This is a genomic window from Acinetobacter larvae, from assembly GCF_001704115.1.
Classification (GTDB): Bacteria; Pseudomonadota; Gammaproteobacteria; order Pseudomonadales; family Moraxellaceae; genus Acinetobacter; species Acinetobacter larvae.
Genome location: NZ_CP016895.1, coordinates 1,679,367 through 1,693,735 on the forward strand (window position 1 = coordinate 1,679,367; position 14,369 = coordinate 1,693,735).

The 14,369-nt window shown below is 41.3% G+C and carries 21 protein-coding genes; all 21 read left to right on the top strand.

The features are described from left to right. Positions 1-31: 31 nt before the first annotated feature. The 21 genes from BFG52_RS07470 to BFG52_RS07570 all read left to right on the top strand — a co-directional run bounded on the left by BFG52_RS07470 (position 32) and on the right by BFG52_RS07570 (position 14,244). Positions 32-673 carry a putative metallopeptidase gene (locus tag BFG52_RS07470; protein WP_067554173.1) on the top strand — a complete coding sequence of 214 codons (642 nt, stop codon included), beginning with the start codon at positions 32-34 and terminating at the stop codon, positions 671-673. Positions 674-731: 58 nt separating this feature from the next. Further along, positions 732-1,274 (top strand): DUF2280 domain-containing protein, encoded by a 543-nt coding sequence (locus BFG52_RS07475; RefSeq protein WP_067554176.1) that lies wholly within the window; start codon positions 732-734, stop codon positions 1,272-1,274. Further along, positions 1,213-2,499, top strand: a complete 1,287-nt coding sequence (locus tag BFG52_RS07480; RefSeq protein ID WP_067554178.1) for a terminase large subunit domain-containing protein — start codon at positions 1,213-1,215, stop codon at positions 2,497-2,499. Before BFG52_RS07475 ends, BFG52_RS07480 begins: the two co-directional genes overlap by 62 nt. A 39-nt stretch (positions 2,500-2,538) precedes the next feature. Continuing rightward, positions 2,539-3,936, top strand: coding sequence for a DUF4055 domain-containing protein (locus tag BFG52_RS07485; RefSeq protein ID WP_067554181.1), 1,398 nt, complete (start codon positions 2,539-2,541; stop codon positions 3,934-3,936). After that, the gene (locus tag BFG52_RS07490) at positions 3,917-5,026 is read left to right on the top strand and encodes a phage minor head protein (RefSeq protein WP_081408649.1); all 1,110 of its coding nucleotides are present in this window, start codon (positions 3,917-3,919) and stop codon (positions 5,024-5,026) included. The genes BFG52_RS07485 and BFG52_RS07490 overlap by 20 nt, the downstream gene beginning before the upstream one ends. Then, entirely contained in the window at positions 5,023-5,445 is a 423-nt protein-coding gene (locus BFG52_RS07495; RefSeq protein WP_081408650.1) for a hypothetical protein, read from the top strand. Before BFG52_RS07490 ends, BFG52_RS07495 begins: the two co-directional genes overlap by 4 nt. A gap of 100 nt (positions 5,446-5,545) precedes the next feature. After that, positions 5,546-6,271 (top strand): hypothetical protein, encoded by a 726-nt coding sequence (locus tag BFG52_RS07500; protein WP_067554187.1) that lies wholly within the window; start codon positions 5,546-5,548, stop codon positions 6,269-6,271. Between the two features lies 1 nt (position 6,272). Next, complete coding sequence (locus BFG52_RS07505) at positions 6,273-7,238, top strand: phage coat protein (protein WP_067554190.1); 966 nt, start codon at positions 6,273-6,275, stop codon at positions 7,236-7,238. A gap of 39 nt (positions 7,239-7,277) precedes the next feature. After that, positions 7,278-7,691, top strand: coding sequence for a hypothetical protein (locus BFG52_RS07510; RefSeq protein ID WP_067554193.1), 414 nt, complete (start codon positions 7,278-7,280; stop codon positions 7,689-7,691). Positions 7,692-7,695: 4 nt separating this feature from the next. Continuing rightward, a complete protein-coding gene (locus BFG52_RS07515) occupies positions 7,696-8,073 on the top strand; it encodes a hypothetical protein (protein WP_067554196.1) in 378 nt (125 codons plus the stop codon). Continuing rightward, positions 8,073-8,450: a glutamate 5-kinase gene (locus BFG52_RS07520; protein WP_067554199.1), complete on the top strand. Its 378-nt coding sequence runs from the start codon at positions 8,073-8,075 to the stop codon at positions 8,448-8,450. The genes BFG52_RS07515 and BFG52_RS07520 overlap by 1 nt, the downstream gene beginning before the upstream one ends. A 57-nt stretch (positions 8,451-8,507) precedes the next feature. Next, entirely contained in the window at positions 8,508-9,110 is a 603-nt protein-coding gene (locus BFG52_RS07525; protein ID WP_067554202.1) for a hypothetical protein, read from the top strand. 35 nt (positions 9,111-9,145) lie between these two features. Then, positions 9,146-9,538 carry a hypothetical protein gene (locus BFG52_RS07530; protein ID WP_067554205.1) on the top strand — a complete coding sequence of 131 codons (393 nt, stop codon included), beginning with the start codon at positions 9,146-9,148 and terminating at the stop codon, positions 9,536-9,538. Then, positions 9,535-9,942, top strand: a complete 408-nt coding sequence (locus BFG52_RS07535) for a phage tail terminator-like protein (RefSeq protein WP_067554208.1) — start codon at positions 9,535-9,537, stop codon at positions 9,940-9,942. Before BFG52_RS07530 ends, BFG52_RS07535 begins: the two co-directional genes overlap by 4 nt. Before the next feature lies 1 nt (position 9,943). Then, positions 9,944-10,162, top strand: a complete 219-nt coding sequence (locus BFG52_RS07540) for a hypothetical protein (protein WP_067554211.1) — start codon at positions 9,944-9,946, stop codon at positions 10,160-10,162. Positions 10,163-10,339: 177 nt separating this feature from the next. After that, a complete protein-coding gene (locus BFG52_RS07545; RefSeq protein ID WP_067554214.1) occupies positions 10,340-10,882 on the top strand; it encodes an antA/AntB antirepressor family protein in 543 nt (180 codons plus the stop codon). A gap of 85 nt (positions 10,883-10,967) precedes the next feature. Continuing rightward, positions 10,968-11,885 carry a phage tail tube protein gene (locus BFG52_RS07550; protein WP_067554217.1) on the top strand — a complete coding sequence of 306 codons (918 nt, stop codon included), beginning with the start codon at positions 10,968-10,970 and terminating at the stop codon, positions 11,883-11,885. Positions 11,886-11,925: 40 nt separating this feature from the next. Next, positions 11,926-12,396: a hypothetical protein gene (locus tag BFG52_RS07555; protein ID WP_067554220.1), complete on the top strand. Its 471-nt coding sequence runs from the start codon at positions 11,926-11,928 to the stop codon at positions 12,394-12,396. A 29-nt stretch (positions 12,397-12,425) separates the two neighbouring features. Beyond that, complete coding sequence (locus BFG52_RS07560) at positions 12,426-12,665, top strand: hypothetical protein (RefSeq protein WP_067554223.1); 240 nt, start codon at positions 12,426-12,428, stop codon at positions 12,663-12,665. A gap of 248 nt (positions 12,666-12,913) precedes the next feature. Continuing rightward, complete coding sequence (locus BFG52_RS07565; RefSeq protein WP_067554226.1) at positions 12,914-13,447, top strand: Panacea domain-containing protein; 534 nt, start codon at positions 12,914-12,916, stop codon at positions 13,445-13,447. A 14-nt stretch (positions 13,448-13,461) separates the two neighbouring features. After that, positions 13,462-14,244, top strand: coding sequence for a hypothetical protein (locus BFG52_RS07570; protein ID WP_067554229.1), 783 nt, complete (start codon positions 13,462-13,464; stop codon positions 14,242-14,244). Positions 14,245-14,369: the final 125 nt, after the last annotated feature.

The following is a 14,369-nucleotide window of genomic DNA, read 5'->3' on the forward strand; positions in this document are numbered from 1 at the left end:
ATCTTAGGGTGGTTTTTTTATGGGTAGAGCAATGGACCAAATCAGACCATTCCCACCAACTGACTTCATTGATCAGGCTGAGGAAGAAGAAGCTATACGCTTGGTACCCGCCGTCGATCTAAAACAGTGGGTAGTAGATAACTTTTTAACGCTTGGCGGTGCTTTACATAATCCTGACCATGACCACGTTGCTGAGTTATTACATGATGACGAAACCTTTTTAGCCTTTGCATGGGCATCATCTGCCGCCGTGGCTAAAAAGCGCATGGTGTTAGGCCAATGTGAAAAGGTGATGTTTAATCAGGGCGGATGGAAGAAAGCACGACAGGAACAACAGATGCGCGACTGGTTCGGCGCCGTACCGGTTTATTTAATTACCATTGATGCTTCATTCTGTGAGCAAACCTCAGACCGTGATTTCTGTGCTTTGATCGATCATGAGCTTTATCATATTGGTGTTGAACGTGACGAAGACGGCGAAATTATTTACAGCGATCATACTGGCTTACCTAAACATTACTTAGCTGGTCATGATGTCGAAGAATTTATCGGTGTGGTCAAACGATGGGGAGCAAGCGAAAGCGTTAAACGATTAGTCGAGGTCGCACAGAATCCGCCGTTTGTACCAGATTTAGACATAGCAAAATGCTGCGGAAACTGCGTAATCAATTGAGCCGAAAGGCTCTTTTTTTTGCCTATCTTGCTATACGTAGCTATACAAAGGTGAGTTTATGGCAGCACTAAAAGAGCCTGTAAAAATCTTTATAGTTCAGTCTCTTGCATGCTTCGACACACCCCAACAAGTTGTAGAGGCTGTAAAGCAAGAATATGGGATTGAAATTACACGTCAGCAGGTCGCACTTTATGATCCAACCAAGGTTGCAGGGCGGAATCTTAGCAAGAAGTTAAAAGACTTATTTCATAAAACTAGAAATGATTTTAAAACCAATGTTTTTGATATCCCTTTAGCCAATAAAGCAGTACGCCTTACTGAGCTACAGAAGATATATAACGACCCTAAGGTAAATCGGATTCTGAGAACTAAGCTAATCAGGCAGGTTAAAGATGAAATGCAGGGTTACGAGATTCAACTTTTAGATATTCAGTTAAAGCAGCTTGAAATTGAGCGAATTAAAACAGGTGACGGGGACGGCGCAGATGATCCAACGCCAGTCAAAGTCACGATTCAAGTTGTAGATGCGAGTAAAGATAATGCCGAATATCAACCCGACGCTGAATGTGCCTCAGGCGAGGTTTCTACAACTTCCGAATAAGTTTCGCGCCTTTGTTGCTGGTTTTGGTAGCGGTAAAACTTGGGTCGGGTGTTCAAGCCTATGTGATAAGTCTTGGGAGTTCCCGAAAGTACCTTTGGGTTATTTTGCTCCAACCTATCCACAGATTCGAGATATCTTCTTTCCAACCATTGAAGAGGTGGCATTTGACTGGGGGTTAAAGGCTAAGATCTACGAGTCAAACAAAGAAGTTGATCTTTATTATGGTAGGCAATGGCGCAGCAAAATACTTTGCCGATCAATGGAGAAGCCACATACGATCGTAGGTTTTAAGGTTGGTCACTCTTTAATTGATGAATTAGATGTCATGAATAAGGATAAGGCTCAACAGGCATGGCGTAAGATTATTGCGCGTATGCGTGTGAATCATCCTGGTCTAATCAATGGCATTGATGTTGCAACCACACCAGAGGGCTTTAAATTTACTTATGAGCAATTCGTAAAAGAAGCAAACTCAACATCTGAGAAACGTGCACTCTACGGCATGATACAAGCCTCAACTTATGACAATGCTAAAAATCTACCTGATGATTATATTTCATCGTTATTTGAGTCATATCCGCCGCAGTTAATCTCGGCATATTTAAAGGGTCAGTTCGTTAACTTGACCAGTGGCGCCGTTTATCCTGATTTTGATCGAAAACTTAACCATACGGACGAGGAAATTAAGTCTAGAGAGCCGTTGATCATTGGTATGGACTTTAACGTATTGAAGATGGCTGCAGTGGTTTACGTGATACGTGAAGGTAAGCCATTGGCGCTTGATGAGTTGGTAGATGCGAGAGACACACCAACGATGGCTAAACTGATTAATGAGCGTTTCCCATTCCATGAAATTACGGTGATACCCGATGCCGCAGGTCAAGCCAAGTCATCTAAAAACAGTAGTGAGTCAGATCATGCAATTTTAAGGGAGCATGGCTTTAGAGTTGAAGTTGATGGCACAAACCCTGCGATTAAAGATCGTATTAACGCCGTGAATGCTTTGATTTTGAACGGCGATGGAGAGCGGACACTCAAGGTCAATACAAACAAATGTCCACGTTTCACTGAGACGCTAGAACAGCAAGTTTATGACAAGTTTGGTATGCCTGATAAGACTGCTGGCTTGGACCATGTTGGTGATGCTGGTGGATATCCATTGGCTAAGCGTTTTCCGATTATACGGAGAGTTGTTAGTGTTCGCCGTATCAGAGGCATGTTTTAAACAACGCATCCAGTTGGGTGCTTTTTTATTGGTATTTATATGGCAGTTACAGATCAACATCCGCAGTATGCTGCGACTAAAAAAAGCTGGCAAATTATGCAGGATGCGAGTTCTGTAGCTGGTGAAGATACGATTAAATTGGCAACTACAACCTACCTGCCAAAATCCGCAGGAATGATAGAGGCTGAGCGCCAGGATATCTTAAACCGCAGTATTTACGATGGGTATTTGATGCGTGCTCAGTATCCATTATGGGTACAAGACTCATTGCGTACAATGATTGGTCTAGTATCTAAGCTCACACCAGATATTCAGATCAAAAGCCCATTACTGGCGCACCTAGAGCAAAATGCCACAAGTGATGGCTTTGGACTTAAGCAGCTGCTCATACGGGTGGTGGATCAAGTGCTTCGGTCTGGGCGTTGCGGGATTTATATTGATGTTGATGATCAGGGCAAGCCTTACTTTGCCCTATACGATGCGCTATCAATTATAAACTGGAAGGAAAACAGTGTAGGTGGTCGCCGTGATCTGAACTTAGTGGTGCTCGAGGAGCAATACAACAATAGTGAAGATGAGTTTGGTCATAACACCAGGACAGTACGCCGTGTATTAAAACTGGTCAATGGTGAGCTGGTTGTTCAGCTTTATGACGGCGATACAATTGAAGATAAAACCCCGTCGATTGGTGATAAAAGACTTAATTTCACCTTGTTTGTATTTGTGGGTGCCACGGATAACTCGCCCGATGTTGGTACGATTCCTCTATTAACCATGGCTAAGGCTGCGATCAAGTATTATCAATTGTCAGCAGATTACTTCCAGTCACTACACCACACGGCGCATCCTCAACCATGGATTAGCAATATGAATGGTGATGATGGTGGTGACTTAAGTGTGACTGGTCCAATGGCGACTTGGCTATTACCCAAGGATTCGACATGCGGGTATCTCGAAATTAATGGCGTGGGTATTGATAAAACCAAAGCCGAAATGGATGCTCAAAAGAATGCCGCATTAGAAGCGGGTGCCAAGGTTATCGATACCAACTCGCAAGAGTCGGGTGAGGCACGCCGTGCGCGTCAGGATGATCAGCATGCGAGTTTGCATAGCATTGTGACCTGTGCAGCTGAAGCCATTGAGCAGGCACTTAAATACGCAGCTCAGTGGCTTGGACTAAATCCCGATGATTGTGTATTCACAGTTAAGCCTGAGTTCTCAAATAAATCCTATGACATTGAGCTTGCTAAGCAATTGCTCGAAGGCGCATTGGCGAGTCGAAACGCATTCCAAACCTACTGGGAGTACTTGGCGACTGGCAAGATGCCTGAACGAGACTACAAGGAAGAATTGGAGTTGGTTGAGCAAGAGATAGCTTCAAGACCTAACGGCGGATATATTCCATTTCAGGATGTAGATGATGAGCAATCAGGTTGACCAAGCGTTAATTGATGCTTTAACGCAGCACAATACATACTTGCAGAGATTGTCAACCACAGCGGTTATGGCGTTGCTACAAAAGTTTGATCAAGTATCTTTGCAGATGCTTCGTATATTACGCGATCAACTTGAAGAATTGAGCGAACCTGAACTTGTGGCTTTATCTGGTGCACGCTACACCACACCACAATTAAAGGAGTTGCAAGGCACTTTAAAAGCATGGCAGCAATCGATCAGTGAATCGTTACCTGAGCTTTTTACTGAGTCAGCGATAGGTTTAGCTGCCTATGAAGTGGCGTACATTTACAAGCTGGCAAACAAGAAAGCACCAGCAATAACAGGAGAGTCGCAGTTCAAAAAGGCGAATAAGGTGCCGTATGTTGGTGGTAAGTTATTGTCTTATATGTTCCCTGATGTTGCTCAAGATTTAAGAGATAAGGTTGAGCGAACCATACGTGATGGGATTAGTAATGGGCAAACCAATCAGCAGATCATTCAGCGGATTAAAGGCACCAAGAAATTAAACTATTCAGATGGTTTACTCGATAAAACTCGCACAGTGATTGATTCTGAAGTTCGCACGGCGCGGGCACATTTAAGCTCAGAGGTTTATCTTGATACATGGAAAGCCCTAGGCTTTGAGTACACCAAGGATGTAGCAACGTTAGATGGTCGTACTACGCCGTTATGCGCTAGTCGTGATGGTCGTGTACAAAAGCTTGGAGAGGGGCATCAAAAGCCGCCGTATCACTATCGTTGTCGGACTGTGCAAGTCGGCTGTGATGCTGACGGAGATCTAAGTGGTGTACGTCCTTTTGTTGCTGATGATCGATCTGTTAAGAACATCCCTAAAGATGAACGTGCAGATAAGATTGGGCAAACAGATGCAAATACGACCTATAAGCAATGGTTTGATCGTCAAAGTGTTGAGTATCAAAAGAATTGGCTTGGTCCAAAGAGATACGAGCTATACAAAAAAGGCGATTATCCAATTGATCGTTTTATTGATCCACTGACTGGGCGAAAATTTACGTTAAGTGAACTTCGAGATATGGATGAGCAAACATTTAAGGATCTGGGATTGTGAAGTATAATTATCAAAAGATAAGGGTTATTACTTCAATGAAATATTTAATTTTAGTTTTAGGGGTGTTATGCTCAACTAGTAGCCTTGCTACCTTAAGTCAAAAGATTTTTGAAAGTAGGTATTATGACCTTTTGAATATTTATATAAGAGCAAAATCAAATAGTAATGGAATATATAAGTATGTAGATGGAAGAGAGGTCAACCCAGAGACTAGGTTCAAAACGCAGGCTGAGCGAGATTGTTTAATGTGGAAAGCTGCTAAGAATTATGCAACTTATGTCCTTGAAAACTTTGATAGATATGAAATTGCTGTCAAAGATAATATGCCATTATTTGAGAAAACAACTAAGCAAGAATGGAATACAGGTTTGAAAGATATAAATCGTAAATTACATGACCCAAGGAATAAATGCTATTAACTGAACAAAAGATGACCGCCGAAAGGCGGTTTTTTATTGCCCAAAGCAAAGCCAAGGGCACCAACAAAATCCGCTAGGCGGTTATTCAAGGAATATCAAAATGCCGGATCAAATCGATCTAAACAGTCCAGAAGTACAAGCAGCCATTCAAAAGGCAGTAGATGAGCAAGTGCAAGGCTTAAAAGCTAAGAATGGTGAGCTTATCCAAACCAACAAAGACCTTAAAGATGAATTAAGCGGGATTAAGTCCCAGCTTGATGGTGTTGATCTGACAGCAGTCAAGGACTTGCTGAATAAGGCGGGTCAGGATGAAGAATCAAAACTCATTGCCGAGGGCAAGATTGATGAAGTCATTCAGAAACGTACTGAAAAGATGCGCCAAGACCACGAAAAGCAAGTGAATGCTTTAACTGAAAAGGCAGCTAAAGCAGAAGCCTATGCCAATCAGTTTAAACAATCGGTGGTCAAAGGGCAGATTGCCCAAGCCTTTAGCGGTATTGGTGGTCTAGCTGAAGCTACAGATGATGTCACGGCGTTGGCATTGTCTCAGTTTGCCCTCGATGAGAATGGCAATGCGGTCATGATAGGTGCAGATGGTGAGCCAATCATTGGTAAAGATGGGACCAACCCATTAAGTCCTAAAGAATGGGTGGAAAACCTTAAGGAAAACAAGCCTTACTTCTTCCCACGCGCGAATGGAACGAATGCACCTGGTTCTGGCACCACAGTTAAAAAGTGGTCTGACTACTCAGAATTAGAGCGAGCTGCAATTGCTCGCGACAATCCAAACCAATTTCAACAGTTATTAAAGACAAAGGATAATTAATATGCCTGCAACTCGTTTAGCAGATATCTTCGTTGGTGATTACTATCAAACTTTACAGCCAGTAAATTCACCCGAAAAAACCGCCGTGTACCAATCTGGCATCATCGCAAAGAATGATGCTTTAGATGCTGTTGCCAGTAATGGTCAAGGCACCTCAACGATTTCTTATTGGCAGGATTTGGATGCCAATGAGGAAGCCAACATCACCACGGATGATCCTGATCAAAAGGGTAAAGTTGGTAAAGCAACTCAAGGTACCATGCGTGCACGTACGCTTTATTTGAACAAACCTTATGGGACCACTGACTTAACAACCGAACTTGCCAACAGTGAGCCAATGCAGCACATCCGCAATCGCTATGGTAAATACTGGGAACGTCAATGGCAGCGTTACTTGCTTGGTGCAGCACGCGGTGTAATTGCATCTAATATTGCCAATGATGGTGGTGATATGGTCATTGATGCTGGTGCCGCAATGACGGCAACTGCCATGCAGGATGCAGCATTTACTGCAGGTGATGCAGCTGACCAATTCTCAGCGATTGGTGTGCACTCTGTAGTCATGAAGCAAATGGTGCAGAAAGACTTGATCGAGTACATCAAAGACTCGCAGGGTAACGTCATTTTAACCACTTATCTTGGGAAGCCTATCTTTATGGATGATGGTTTGACCTATGGTACTGGTAAGTATTTATCAATGTTCTTCGGCTCGGGTGCATTTGGTTACGGCGAAGGAACTCCAACCAATCCTGTAGAAGTTCAACGCGATGCCTTGGGTGGTAATGGTGGTGGTGCTGAAATCATCGTGGAGCGCAAGACATATATCTTGCAGCCTGCTGGTTTTTCTTGGATTGGTGAAGATGATCCAAATAAAACACCAACTATTGCTCAGTTCTCTGATCCTGCCAATTGGAAACGCGAATTTGATCGTAAATTGGTGCCATTCGCAGCCGTTATCAGCGGTTAAGCCATAGGGGCGAAAGCCCCATTTTAGGAGATAAAACACATGACTATTGTTGTGTATTCAGATGCTGATATCGAAAAGGTTCAAGGCATTACATATCGCAAGTTAGATGATTTTTTCGGTGCTGTCTCAGGTGCGACTGCTGTATTTATTGATGGTGATGATCCAGAAATTAAACAGGCTTATGAGTCTGCAAAAATTAAGATTTTAGATGAATTACCTACCAGTGCTCAGCCACCTAATGGGAGTAGTACCGTGAATTGGGCTGATATCCAAGGCAAACCTAGTTTTCTAGAACTGGGCACCACGGCTACCACTGCTGCAAAAGGCGATCACGATCATGCGATTAAAGCGCACACAGCAAGTGGTTTGGCTGCTGCAACCAATTTGCAGAACTTTGCTCAAGCATTGTCTGCACGTACAAAAGCATTAGAAGATAAGCAAACTGCAGGTTAAAAATATGAGCTTTATCACCACACAAGAAGCAGAACAGAATATTGATGGCTTTTCCGCTTTGTCTGAGCGTGATAAGGCTCAATATATTAAGAAGAGCGCAGCGTATTTAATCGCCCGCAATGTTAAGCCGTATGATGATGTGGAAGAAGTGCCGGAGCCACTTAAAGATGCATCGTATGAAATCATCAAAGGCATTATGGCTGGCGAGTTATACATCAATAAAGAACCGGCATTAAAGCGCAAAAGAGTGAAGGCAGAGGTTGAATCTGAAAAGGAATATCAGGATGGTGCCGTAGCAATTAGTGCAACCGAGCAGTACATTCTTGATCTAATCAAGCCATTCACCAAGAAAAGTGCTATACAGTTTTTGCGGAGAATATAATGGGTCTACGCGATGAAATCCAAGCAGATATTGCAGAAGCATTTAGTGATGATTTAGCCGACGCCGTGCACCAATTTACTTGCATCAAAATCATCTACTCCGGTGACTTTGATTTCGCAACTCAGACATATGAGCATCAAGAAGATGCTTCATACACAGGCAGAGGCGTCCTATTCGGCTCATATCAGCGCGACTTAGTGAAGCCGACAGATTATGAAGTGACAGACTCAAAAGCTACTGTGCTGCAAAATGAAGTCACAGCGGTACCGCAGATCAATGATGTGTGGGAAACGGCGAAAGGGCAGTTTAAAGTTATTGACATCGGTGCAGATCCGGTGGGTGTGACTTGGAAAGTGCAGCTACGGAAAGTTAGTTAAATTAATAGCTTATTTTTATTGCGTAAATTAACATCCCTTTAAATTTTAGGGGGATTTATGGCTAGTGAAAATTTAAAAGAAAAAGTATTCATTGCTGCAGGTTGGTTGATTTTATTTGCAGCTATTTACTTCGTGATAGGTATTTTCTTAATCACTAATGGTGTGAGCTTTGAGGGGAAAAAGGTTTATGAGCTTCTTAAAGATACCTTGACTTTGGCTGCATCCTTTCTTGCGCCAGTTGCTGCATTTGTTCTTTTTAATGATTGGAGATTAGAGCACTCTTTAATTAGTAATGAAAAGTTTAGCATGATAATTCGCGATAAGGTTACAGATCTTGAAATCTTATCTTTTCATTGTTTCCCCTCAGTTGAAGAAAGTGAGGACTCATTTAAGAAAAAACAAGACGAGTATATTAACTTGCTGGCTGAAATTAGAAGTCTTGCATTAAGATTAAAAGGGGTTAACAGGAGGGCTCTACAATTAAAAGAGAATCTCTATACTCTTAATATGGTTGCATCTAGGTTATTAAAGTCACAAGGTAAAAATTTTAAAAAACATAGAAACCCAGTCCAATATAGTGATGACATTGGAGGTGAGGTCATGCAGGAGCATTTTGAATTACTTTCGATCGTAAAGAAGATTGAGATTCTGCATGTTTAATGGTGCGTAACTTCAAATAATACAGGTGATTGATTATGTCTTGGAAAAACCCACCTACCAACTTTGCTCTACAGATTCTCAAAGACGGCGATGAGCACTTACGCCGTGTATCGGCTGAAATGCTGCAGGGTGTGATTTTGGCGAGTCCAGTAGATGAAGGTGGCTTTAGATGCAATCACAGAGTTACCGTTAATCAAACAACCACTGAAACTGTTCCTAGTAATGGAAATAAAGCACCTAAAGGGACACTAGATCAGCAAACATTTAATGACGGTGCCAAAGAGATATTGCAAGCCAAGATTGGTGATACTGTCTACATTCAAAACAATCTGCCTTATGCACTGCGTCTAGAAAATGGCTGGTCACAACAAGCACCATCGGGCATTTATGCACTCACATTTTTATCAGTTGCGAGTAAGTACAAATGAAATTAAGCGATGCTGAGCAAATCATCTATGGGCATATCGGGCAGTTTGACGGCGTAGAGAAAGATAACTTGCGATTGATGAATCAATTGAACCGGAATGGTACACCGTTTAAAGCGCCAGCAAATAAGCCATGGTGTCGAGTAACAATTCAATACGCTGATAGTCAAATTGCTGGTATTGCTAATGAGCTTTGCATTCGCGATATAGGTTTTATCAATGTGCAATGCTTTACGCCGTTGAATACTGGCACGACTGAAATGACAAAGCTGTGTGATCAGTGGCGTGCATTCTTGCAATCATTCACGGCGGATCGTTTAGAGATCTACAAGGTCCATGCACCACAAGACATCGATGATAAAGATTTTTACGCTAAAATAATCAGAGCTGAATTTCGAGTGAATTAATATGCCTTTTAACCAAACACTAGAAGAAATAGAGTTTAAACGCCAAGAGCTTGAGCGCCATCTGGCTAATGTGGTCGGTCGTGAATTAGCCCAATGGCAGCGTGATAATGGGCTTTGCGTACTTGATGTGGGTGTTCGATTAGCGAATGTCTCCTGCATTGGTGGACCAAAACAGAACATCGTAACGAGCGTAAGTGTAGAACTCGACTACAAGCCGTAATTACCCAACAAATCCGATCTACTTCTAACCAAACCTGTCCATAGCGACAGGTTTTTTTATGCCTGAATTTTCTGTTTACCACTGGCTAGGGTAGCTCCTGAACTGAAGATGGTCGTTTCGGCACTCATTGCATCTTCTTGCCAATGTTCTTTTTCTATGAGTGTCTGGAGCATATCAATGAATGCAATCGTAAAAATTGAAGGTCAAACCCCTTTTATTGAGGTTGAATTAAATGGGAAGGTGCAGTTTGGTGTTAATGCTCGCGACCTACACCGCTGGCTTGAGAGTAAGCAGGATTTTTCAACATGGATAAAAAGACGAATTGCTAAGTACAAATTTCAAGAAAACATGGACTACCTGATCCATCAAGTGGTGGAGCAGGGTGTTAGTGGGGCAAAGCATAAAACAGAATACTTACTTACTGTAGATATGGCTAAAGAGTTGTCCATGGTTGAGTGTACGGATCGTGGGCGTGAAGTACGTCTTTACTATATTGAGCAGGAGGAATTGGCTCGTCAGCTTAAAGACGGAATGCAGGTGCGAATTGGTAAGCTTTCAGCGCAAGTTGATCTGATGACACAGTGTTTGTCTGAAGCAGGGCGTTTCCTTTCAGTTAATGGTAAGCAAACTAAGCCAGCCATGCTTAAAGAATTGGATGAGCTGATTAAAAAAGCCCAGCCACAGTTAGACTTCAAAGAGAATGATGAAGATGAATCTTAAAAGGGTAGCATTTTAAATGTCACCCAAATAAATCCCACCCACCTCCTTAGCGGAGGTTTTTTACATCCAAAATAAGGAGGATGCCATGTCGAGTGGCGCTAAAATTCGTCTCTACTATGCAGAGGAAGAGACGCCAGAAAATTTACCTGCTGCACCCATTTGGAAAACTGTACGCCGTGTAACTGATGGTTTGTCGGAATCTGTCACCACGGAGACATCGAATAGTGTTGCAGATACACGTTTCCGCCAAGGCGGTGTTGCTACGGAAGCGGAAATCACTGGGTCATTAGAAGTTGAACTTGCGGTTGGGCTGTTTGATGACTTCTGGTCCGCTGTTGCAATGAATGAATGGACCAGTGATTCGCTTGAATTTGGTGGCAATGTTCGCAAAACCTTTACCTTTGTGAAGTTGTTTGAAGATATTGGTCAAGTCTTTATTTATCGCGGCATTCGCATTGGTGAAGCTGGTCTATCTATTGCGACAACCGGAAAAATTACGGCGACATTTGGTCTTGTTGGTACCGTCTTTGAGCGAACTACAACAAATCCAGTTGTTGATCCATTACCAGTGCCAGACGTTGTGCTTGCATCTGCAATCAATGTTGGTGATTTAAAAGTTAACGGCGAGACCGTTGTTGGCTCGGCTTGCATGCAGTCGCTAGAATTATCAATCAATAACAACTATGAAGCTGTACGCTGTATTGGTTCGAAAAAACTCACAGCAACAACGTATTTAGAGAAAATTGTTGATATTACCGCGAATACACAATATGCATTCTCAGCTCAGTCCGCATCATATTTAGATTTCGTAAAAACGCGAGATACGATGCCGCTTGAATTTTCTATCGAAGATAGCAAAGGCAATGGTTATGCATTTGAGTTCCCACAACTTGAAGTATCTGAAGCGAACCATCCTGATGGCGGTGGTGATGACATGATTACACTGGATGTAAATTTCAATCATATTGAAGTTTCACCAAAAATCACTCGCGTTATTGTTTAAGAAAGCCGCCTACGGGCGGTATATTTTTGGAATATGAAAAATGGCTTTAAAAGTTCAAATCGAAAAAAGCAAGCAAGTTTGCCAGTGGAAAGAGTACAAGGATGTCGAAGGCAATGTGCTGGCAGAGTTTCAGATCAATGGTATCAACAACAAAGCGTATTTGGTCGCCGTGGAGCGTGCGTCAAATCAGATTAACCAAAAGGGCTTTGATGTTACTGCGGCAGATGCTAGTGATAAGTTGTATCACGAATTGTTAATGGAAGCTGTAGCATGCCACTTAATCAAAGATTGGAAAGGCGTCACATTTGACGAAAATGGCGAAGTAATTGAACCGCCGTATTCTAAAGAAGCAGCTATCAAGCTGCTCACAAGTGGCGATATTGGCATTTATCTTTGGGCCTTTATCAAAGAGCAAGCCGTAAAGATTCAAGAAGAAGCCAACAAGGTAAAGCTTGATACCTTGGGAAAGTCCGAAAGCTCTACGAGTGGCAAACCCAGCACGGAATCCTAACCGAACATCAAAAAAAGCAACGCAAGGCGATGGGGATTAAAGAAGTCCCATCGCCTGAATATTCGCATATAGCTGCCGATCTATTGGGTGCGTATCACATGATTTCGCGCTCACGGCGTTACGAGCAAGGTATTCCGCTATCTATCTCAATTGCTGATATTGAAAGCTATATCGATATGTATGACTGCCCAATTGAGCTACACATCTTTGTAGAAGCCATCTTCATGCTAGATGATTTGTTCATTGAAAAGGCTTGTGAGAAGAAGTGATGGAGGATAATTTACTATTTTTTACGACATTGTTTGTCGTAGGAGCTATTTAGTGATTTGTAATTTATTATTTGTGGTATATATTAATAAAGGGTAAGGCATCTTACCTTTTGTCGTATTTAAATTATGACAAATTATTGAATATTTAGGAGTTATCATGAAAGCGTTCACTAAGCTACGACAATGTTAAGCCTTAAGTTGTTCTACTCTTTAGGTGTTGGTTTTGGGGCTTATTGTGGAGGTGTATTATGACAAAAACATATGCGGCAATGGACATTGCAAATTATATTATTTGGTTTGCAAATAATAGCTTAGAGTTAAGCATAACGAATCTTCAGCTTCAAAAATTTTTATATTTTTCCTATGTTGAATACTTAATAGGGTGTAATGATCGACTTTTTTCAGATTCTATTGAAAAATGGCAATATGGGCCAGTTGTTCCTTCGGTTTATCATGCGTTTAAAGATTATGGATTTTTTAGTATAAGTAAACCTAAGGAAGAGTTTGATGTAACATTTATTGATGGTCGGTTGCAACTTATAGAAAAAAAGTTTGATCCAAATTTAATTAATTCTGAGTTTAGAGTAAGCAGTTCAATTCAAAAAATTATTAATAAATGGATTGAAGAAGATCCATTTAAGATGGTTGAGTTTACTCATAAAGAGCCAATGTGGAAGGATTATGAGGATAGAATCTTAAGTGGTGAAAGGGGGTTGGAGTATGGTGATGATGAGATTAAAAGCTTTTATCAAAAAGAAAGCAGAAGTGGTCTACCTTTTTAAAACTTGAAATTTTTATGACTAAGATATCCCCACCCACTGTAGATGGTATAAAGATTTTAATAAATGTATTTCTCAATCACAAAGAGTATATGCATGTGGTTGAGGATGCTTCGCACATTATTTGTCAATTAATACACAAACATAAAGATGCTTTGATTAAAATTGATAAAAATGGTCACCCAAACTATAATTTACCATATGATAAAATTGCTGATGAAATATACAATCATAAAAATACAATATTTTTTGAATCACTATCAACATTCGTGAATACTGTTCATCCTTATGTTGAAAAAGGAAATGATATTCAAGTTACTATTTCCTACCGTAAGCTAACAAGGCACATTTTACTTGCTGTAAGACAAAAGAATTTTATTACAGAGGTTACTAGGGATGCTAAAACAGTAGCTGAAAAAGCCTCAAATACAGCTAAAGAGGCTGAAAGTTTAGCTGATGCTACCAAGAAGGAGTTAAAGGATTCCGTAGTAAGCTACATAACAATTCTGGGTATATTTGCTACAATTATTTTTGCTTTATTTGGGGCTGTTAACTTAATTAGTGCTGTGAATTCTCTTTTAGCTAGCGAGAACAGACCTAAACTTACAACTATACTATTACTAACAAGCGTATTGGTGGCATCTATATCCACACTTCTGGTTATGTTGATGTCATGGTTGAATGAGGTTAAAGGGCTAGGAGAGGCGCGCTGGCGAGATAGAGTCTATTTAAAGATATATTCTGCTGTGTTGGTAGTTAGTGGAATAATGTTTTTAATATCGGCCTATAGGTTAATGTAGAAATTCGCCCAAACAAAAACCACCTTCGGGTGGTTTTTTAATACCAGCAAGGTAAAGCACCCTAGGGTGTTCTTTATGGCCAACAGTAATTTATCAAAACTCTGTAATTTTTGAGTTTTCTTATT

Excerpts from the sequence above, each read along its gene's own strand:
- BFG52_RS07470 (WP_067554173.1), top strand. The coding sequence starts at position 32 with ATGGACCAAATCAGACCATTCCCACCAACTGACTTCATTGATCAGGCT.
- BFG52_RS07475 (WP_067554176.1), top strand. The coding sequence starts at position 732 with ATGGCAGCACTAAAAGAGCCTGTAAAAATCTTTATAGTTCAGTCTCTT.
- BFG52_RS07480 (WP_067554178.1), top strand. The coding sequence starts at position 1,213 with ATGCCGAATATCAACCCGACGCTGAATGTGCCTCAGGCGAGGTTTCTA.
- BFG52_RS07485 (WP_067554181.1), top strand. The coding sequence starts at position 2,539 with ATGGCAGTTACAGATCAACATCCGCAGTATGCTGCGACTAAAAAAAGC.
- BFG52_RS07490 (WP_081408649.1), top strand. The coding sequence starts at position 3,917 with ATGATGAGCAATCAGGTTGACCAAGCGTTAATTGATGCTTTAACGCAG.
- BFG52_RS07500 (WP_067554187.1), top strand. The coding sequence starts at position 5,546 with ATGCCGGATCAAATCGATCTAAACAGTCCAGAAGTACAAGCAGCCATT.
- BFG52_RS07505 (WP_067554190.1), top strand. The coding sequence starts at position 6,273 with ATGCCTGCAACTCGTTTAGCAGATATCTTCGTTGGTGATTACTATCAA.
- BFG52_RS07510 (WP_067554193.1), top strand. The coding sequence starts at position 7,278 with ATGACTATTGTTGTGTATTCAGATGCTGATATCGAAAAGGTTCAAGGC.
- BFG52_RS07515 (WP_067554196.1), top strand. The coding sequence starts at position 7,696 with ATGAGCTTTATCACCACACAAGAAGCAGAACAGAATATTGATGGCTTT.
- BFG52_RS07520 (WP_067554199.1), top strand. The coding sequence starts at position 8,073 with ATGGGTCTACGCGATGAAATCCAAGCAGATATTGCAGAAGCATTTAGT.
- BFG52_RS07525 (WP_067554202.1), top strand. The coding sequence starts at position 8,508 with ATGGCTAGTGAAAATTTAAAAGAAAAAGTATTCATTGCTGCAGGTTGG.
- BFG52_RS07530 (WP_067554205.1), top strand. The coding sequence starts at position 9,146 with ATGTCTTGGAAAAACCCACCTACCAACTTTGCTCTACAGATTCTCAAA.
- BFG52_RS07535 (WP_067554208.1), top strand. The coding sequence starts at position 9,535 with ATGAAATTAAGCGATGCTGAGCAAATCATCTATGGGCATATCGGGCAG.
- BFG52_RS07540 (WP_067554211.1), top strand. The coding sequence starts at position 9,944 with ATGCCTTTTAACCAAACACTAGAAGAAATAGAGTTTAAACGCCAAGAG.
- BFG52_RS07545 (WP_067554214.1), top strand. The coding sequence starts at position 10,340 with ATGAATGCAATCGTAAAAATTGAAGGTCAAACCCCTTTTATTGAGGTT.
- BFG52_RS07550 (WP_067554217.1), top strand. The coding sequence starts at position 10,968 with ATGTCGAGTGGCGCTAAAATTCGTCTCTACTATGCAGAGGAAGAGACG.
- BFG52_RS07555 (WP_067554220.1), top strand. The coding sequence starts at position 11,926 with ATGGCTTTAAAAGTTCAAATCGAAAAAAGCAAGCAAGTTTGCCAGTGG.
- BFG52_RS07560 (WP_067554223.1), top strand. The coding sequence starts at position 12,426 with ATGGGGATTAAAGAAGTCCCATCGCCTGAATATTCGCATATAGCTGCC.
- BFG52_RS07565 (WP_067554226.1), top strand. The coding sequence starts at position 12,914 with ATGACAAAAACATATGCGGCAATGGACATTGCAAATTATATTATTTGG.
- BFG52_RS07570 (WP_067554229.1), top strand. The coding sequence starts at position 13,462 with ATGACTAAGATATCCCCACCCACTGTAGATGGTATAAAGATTTTAATA.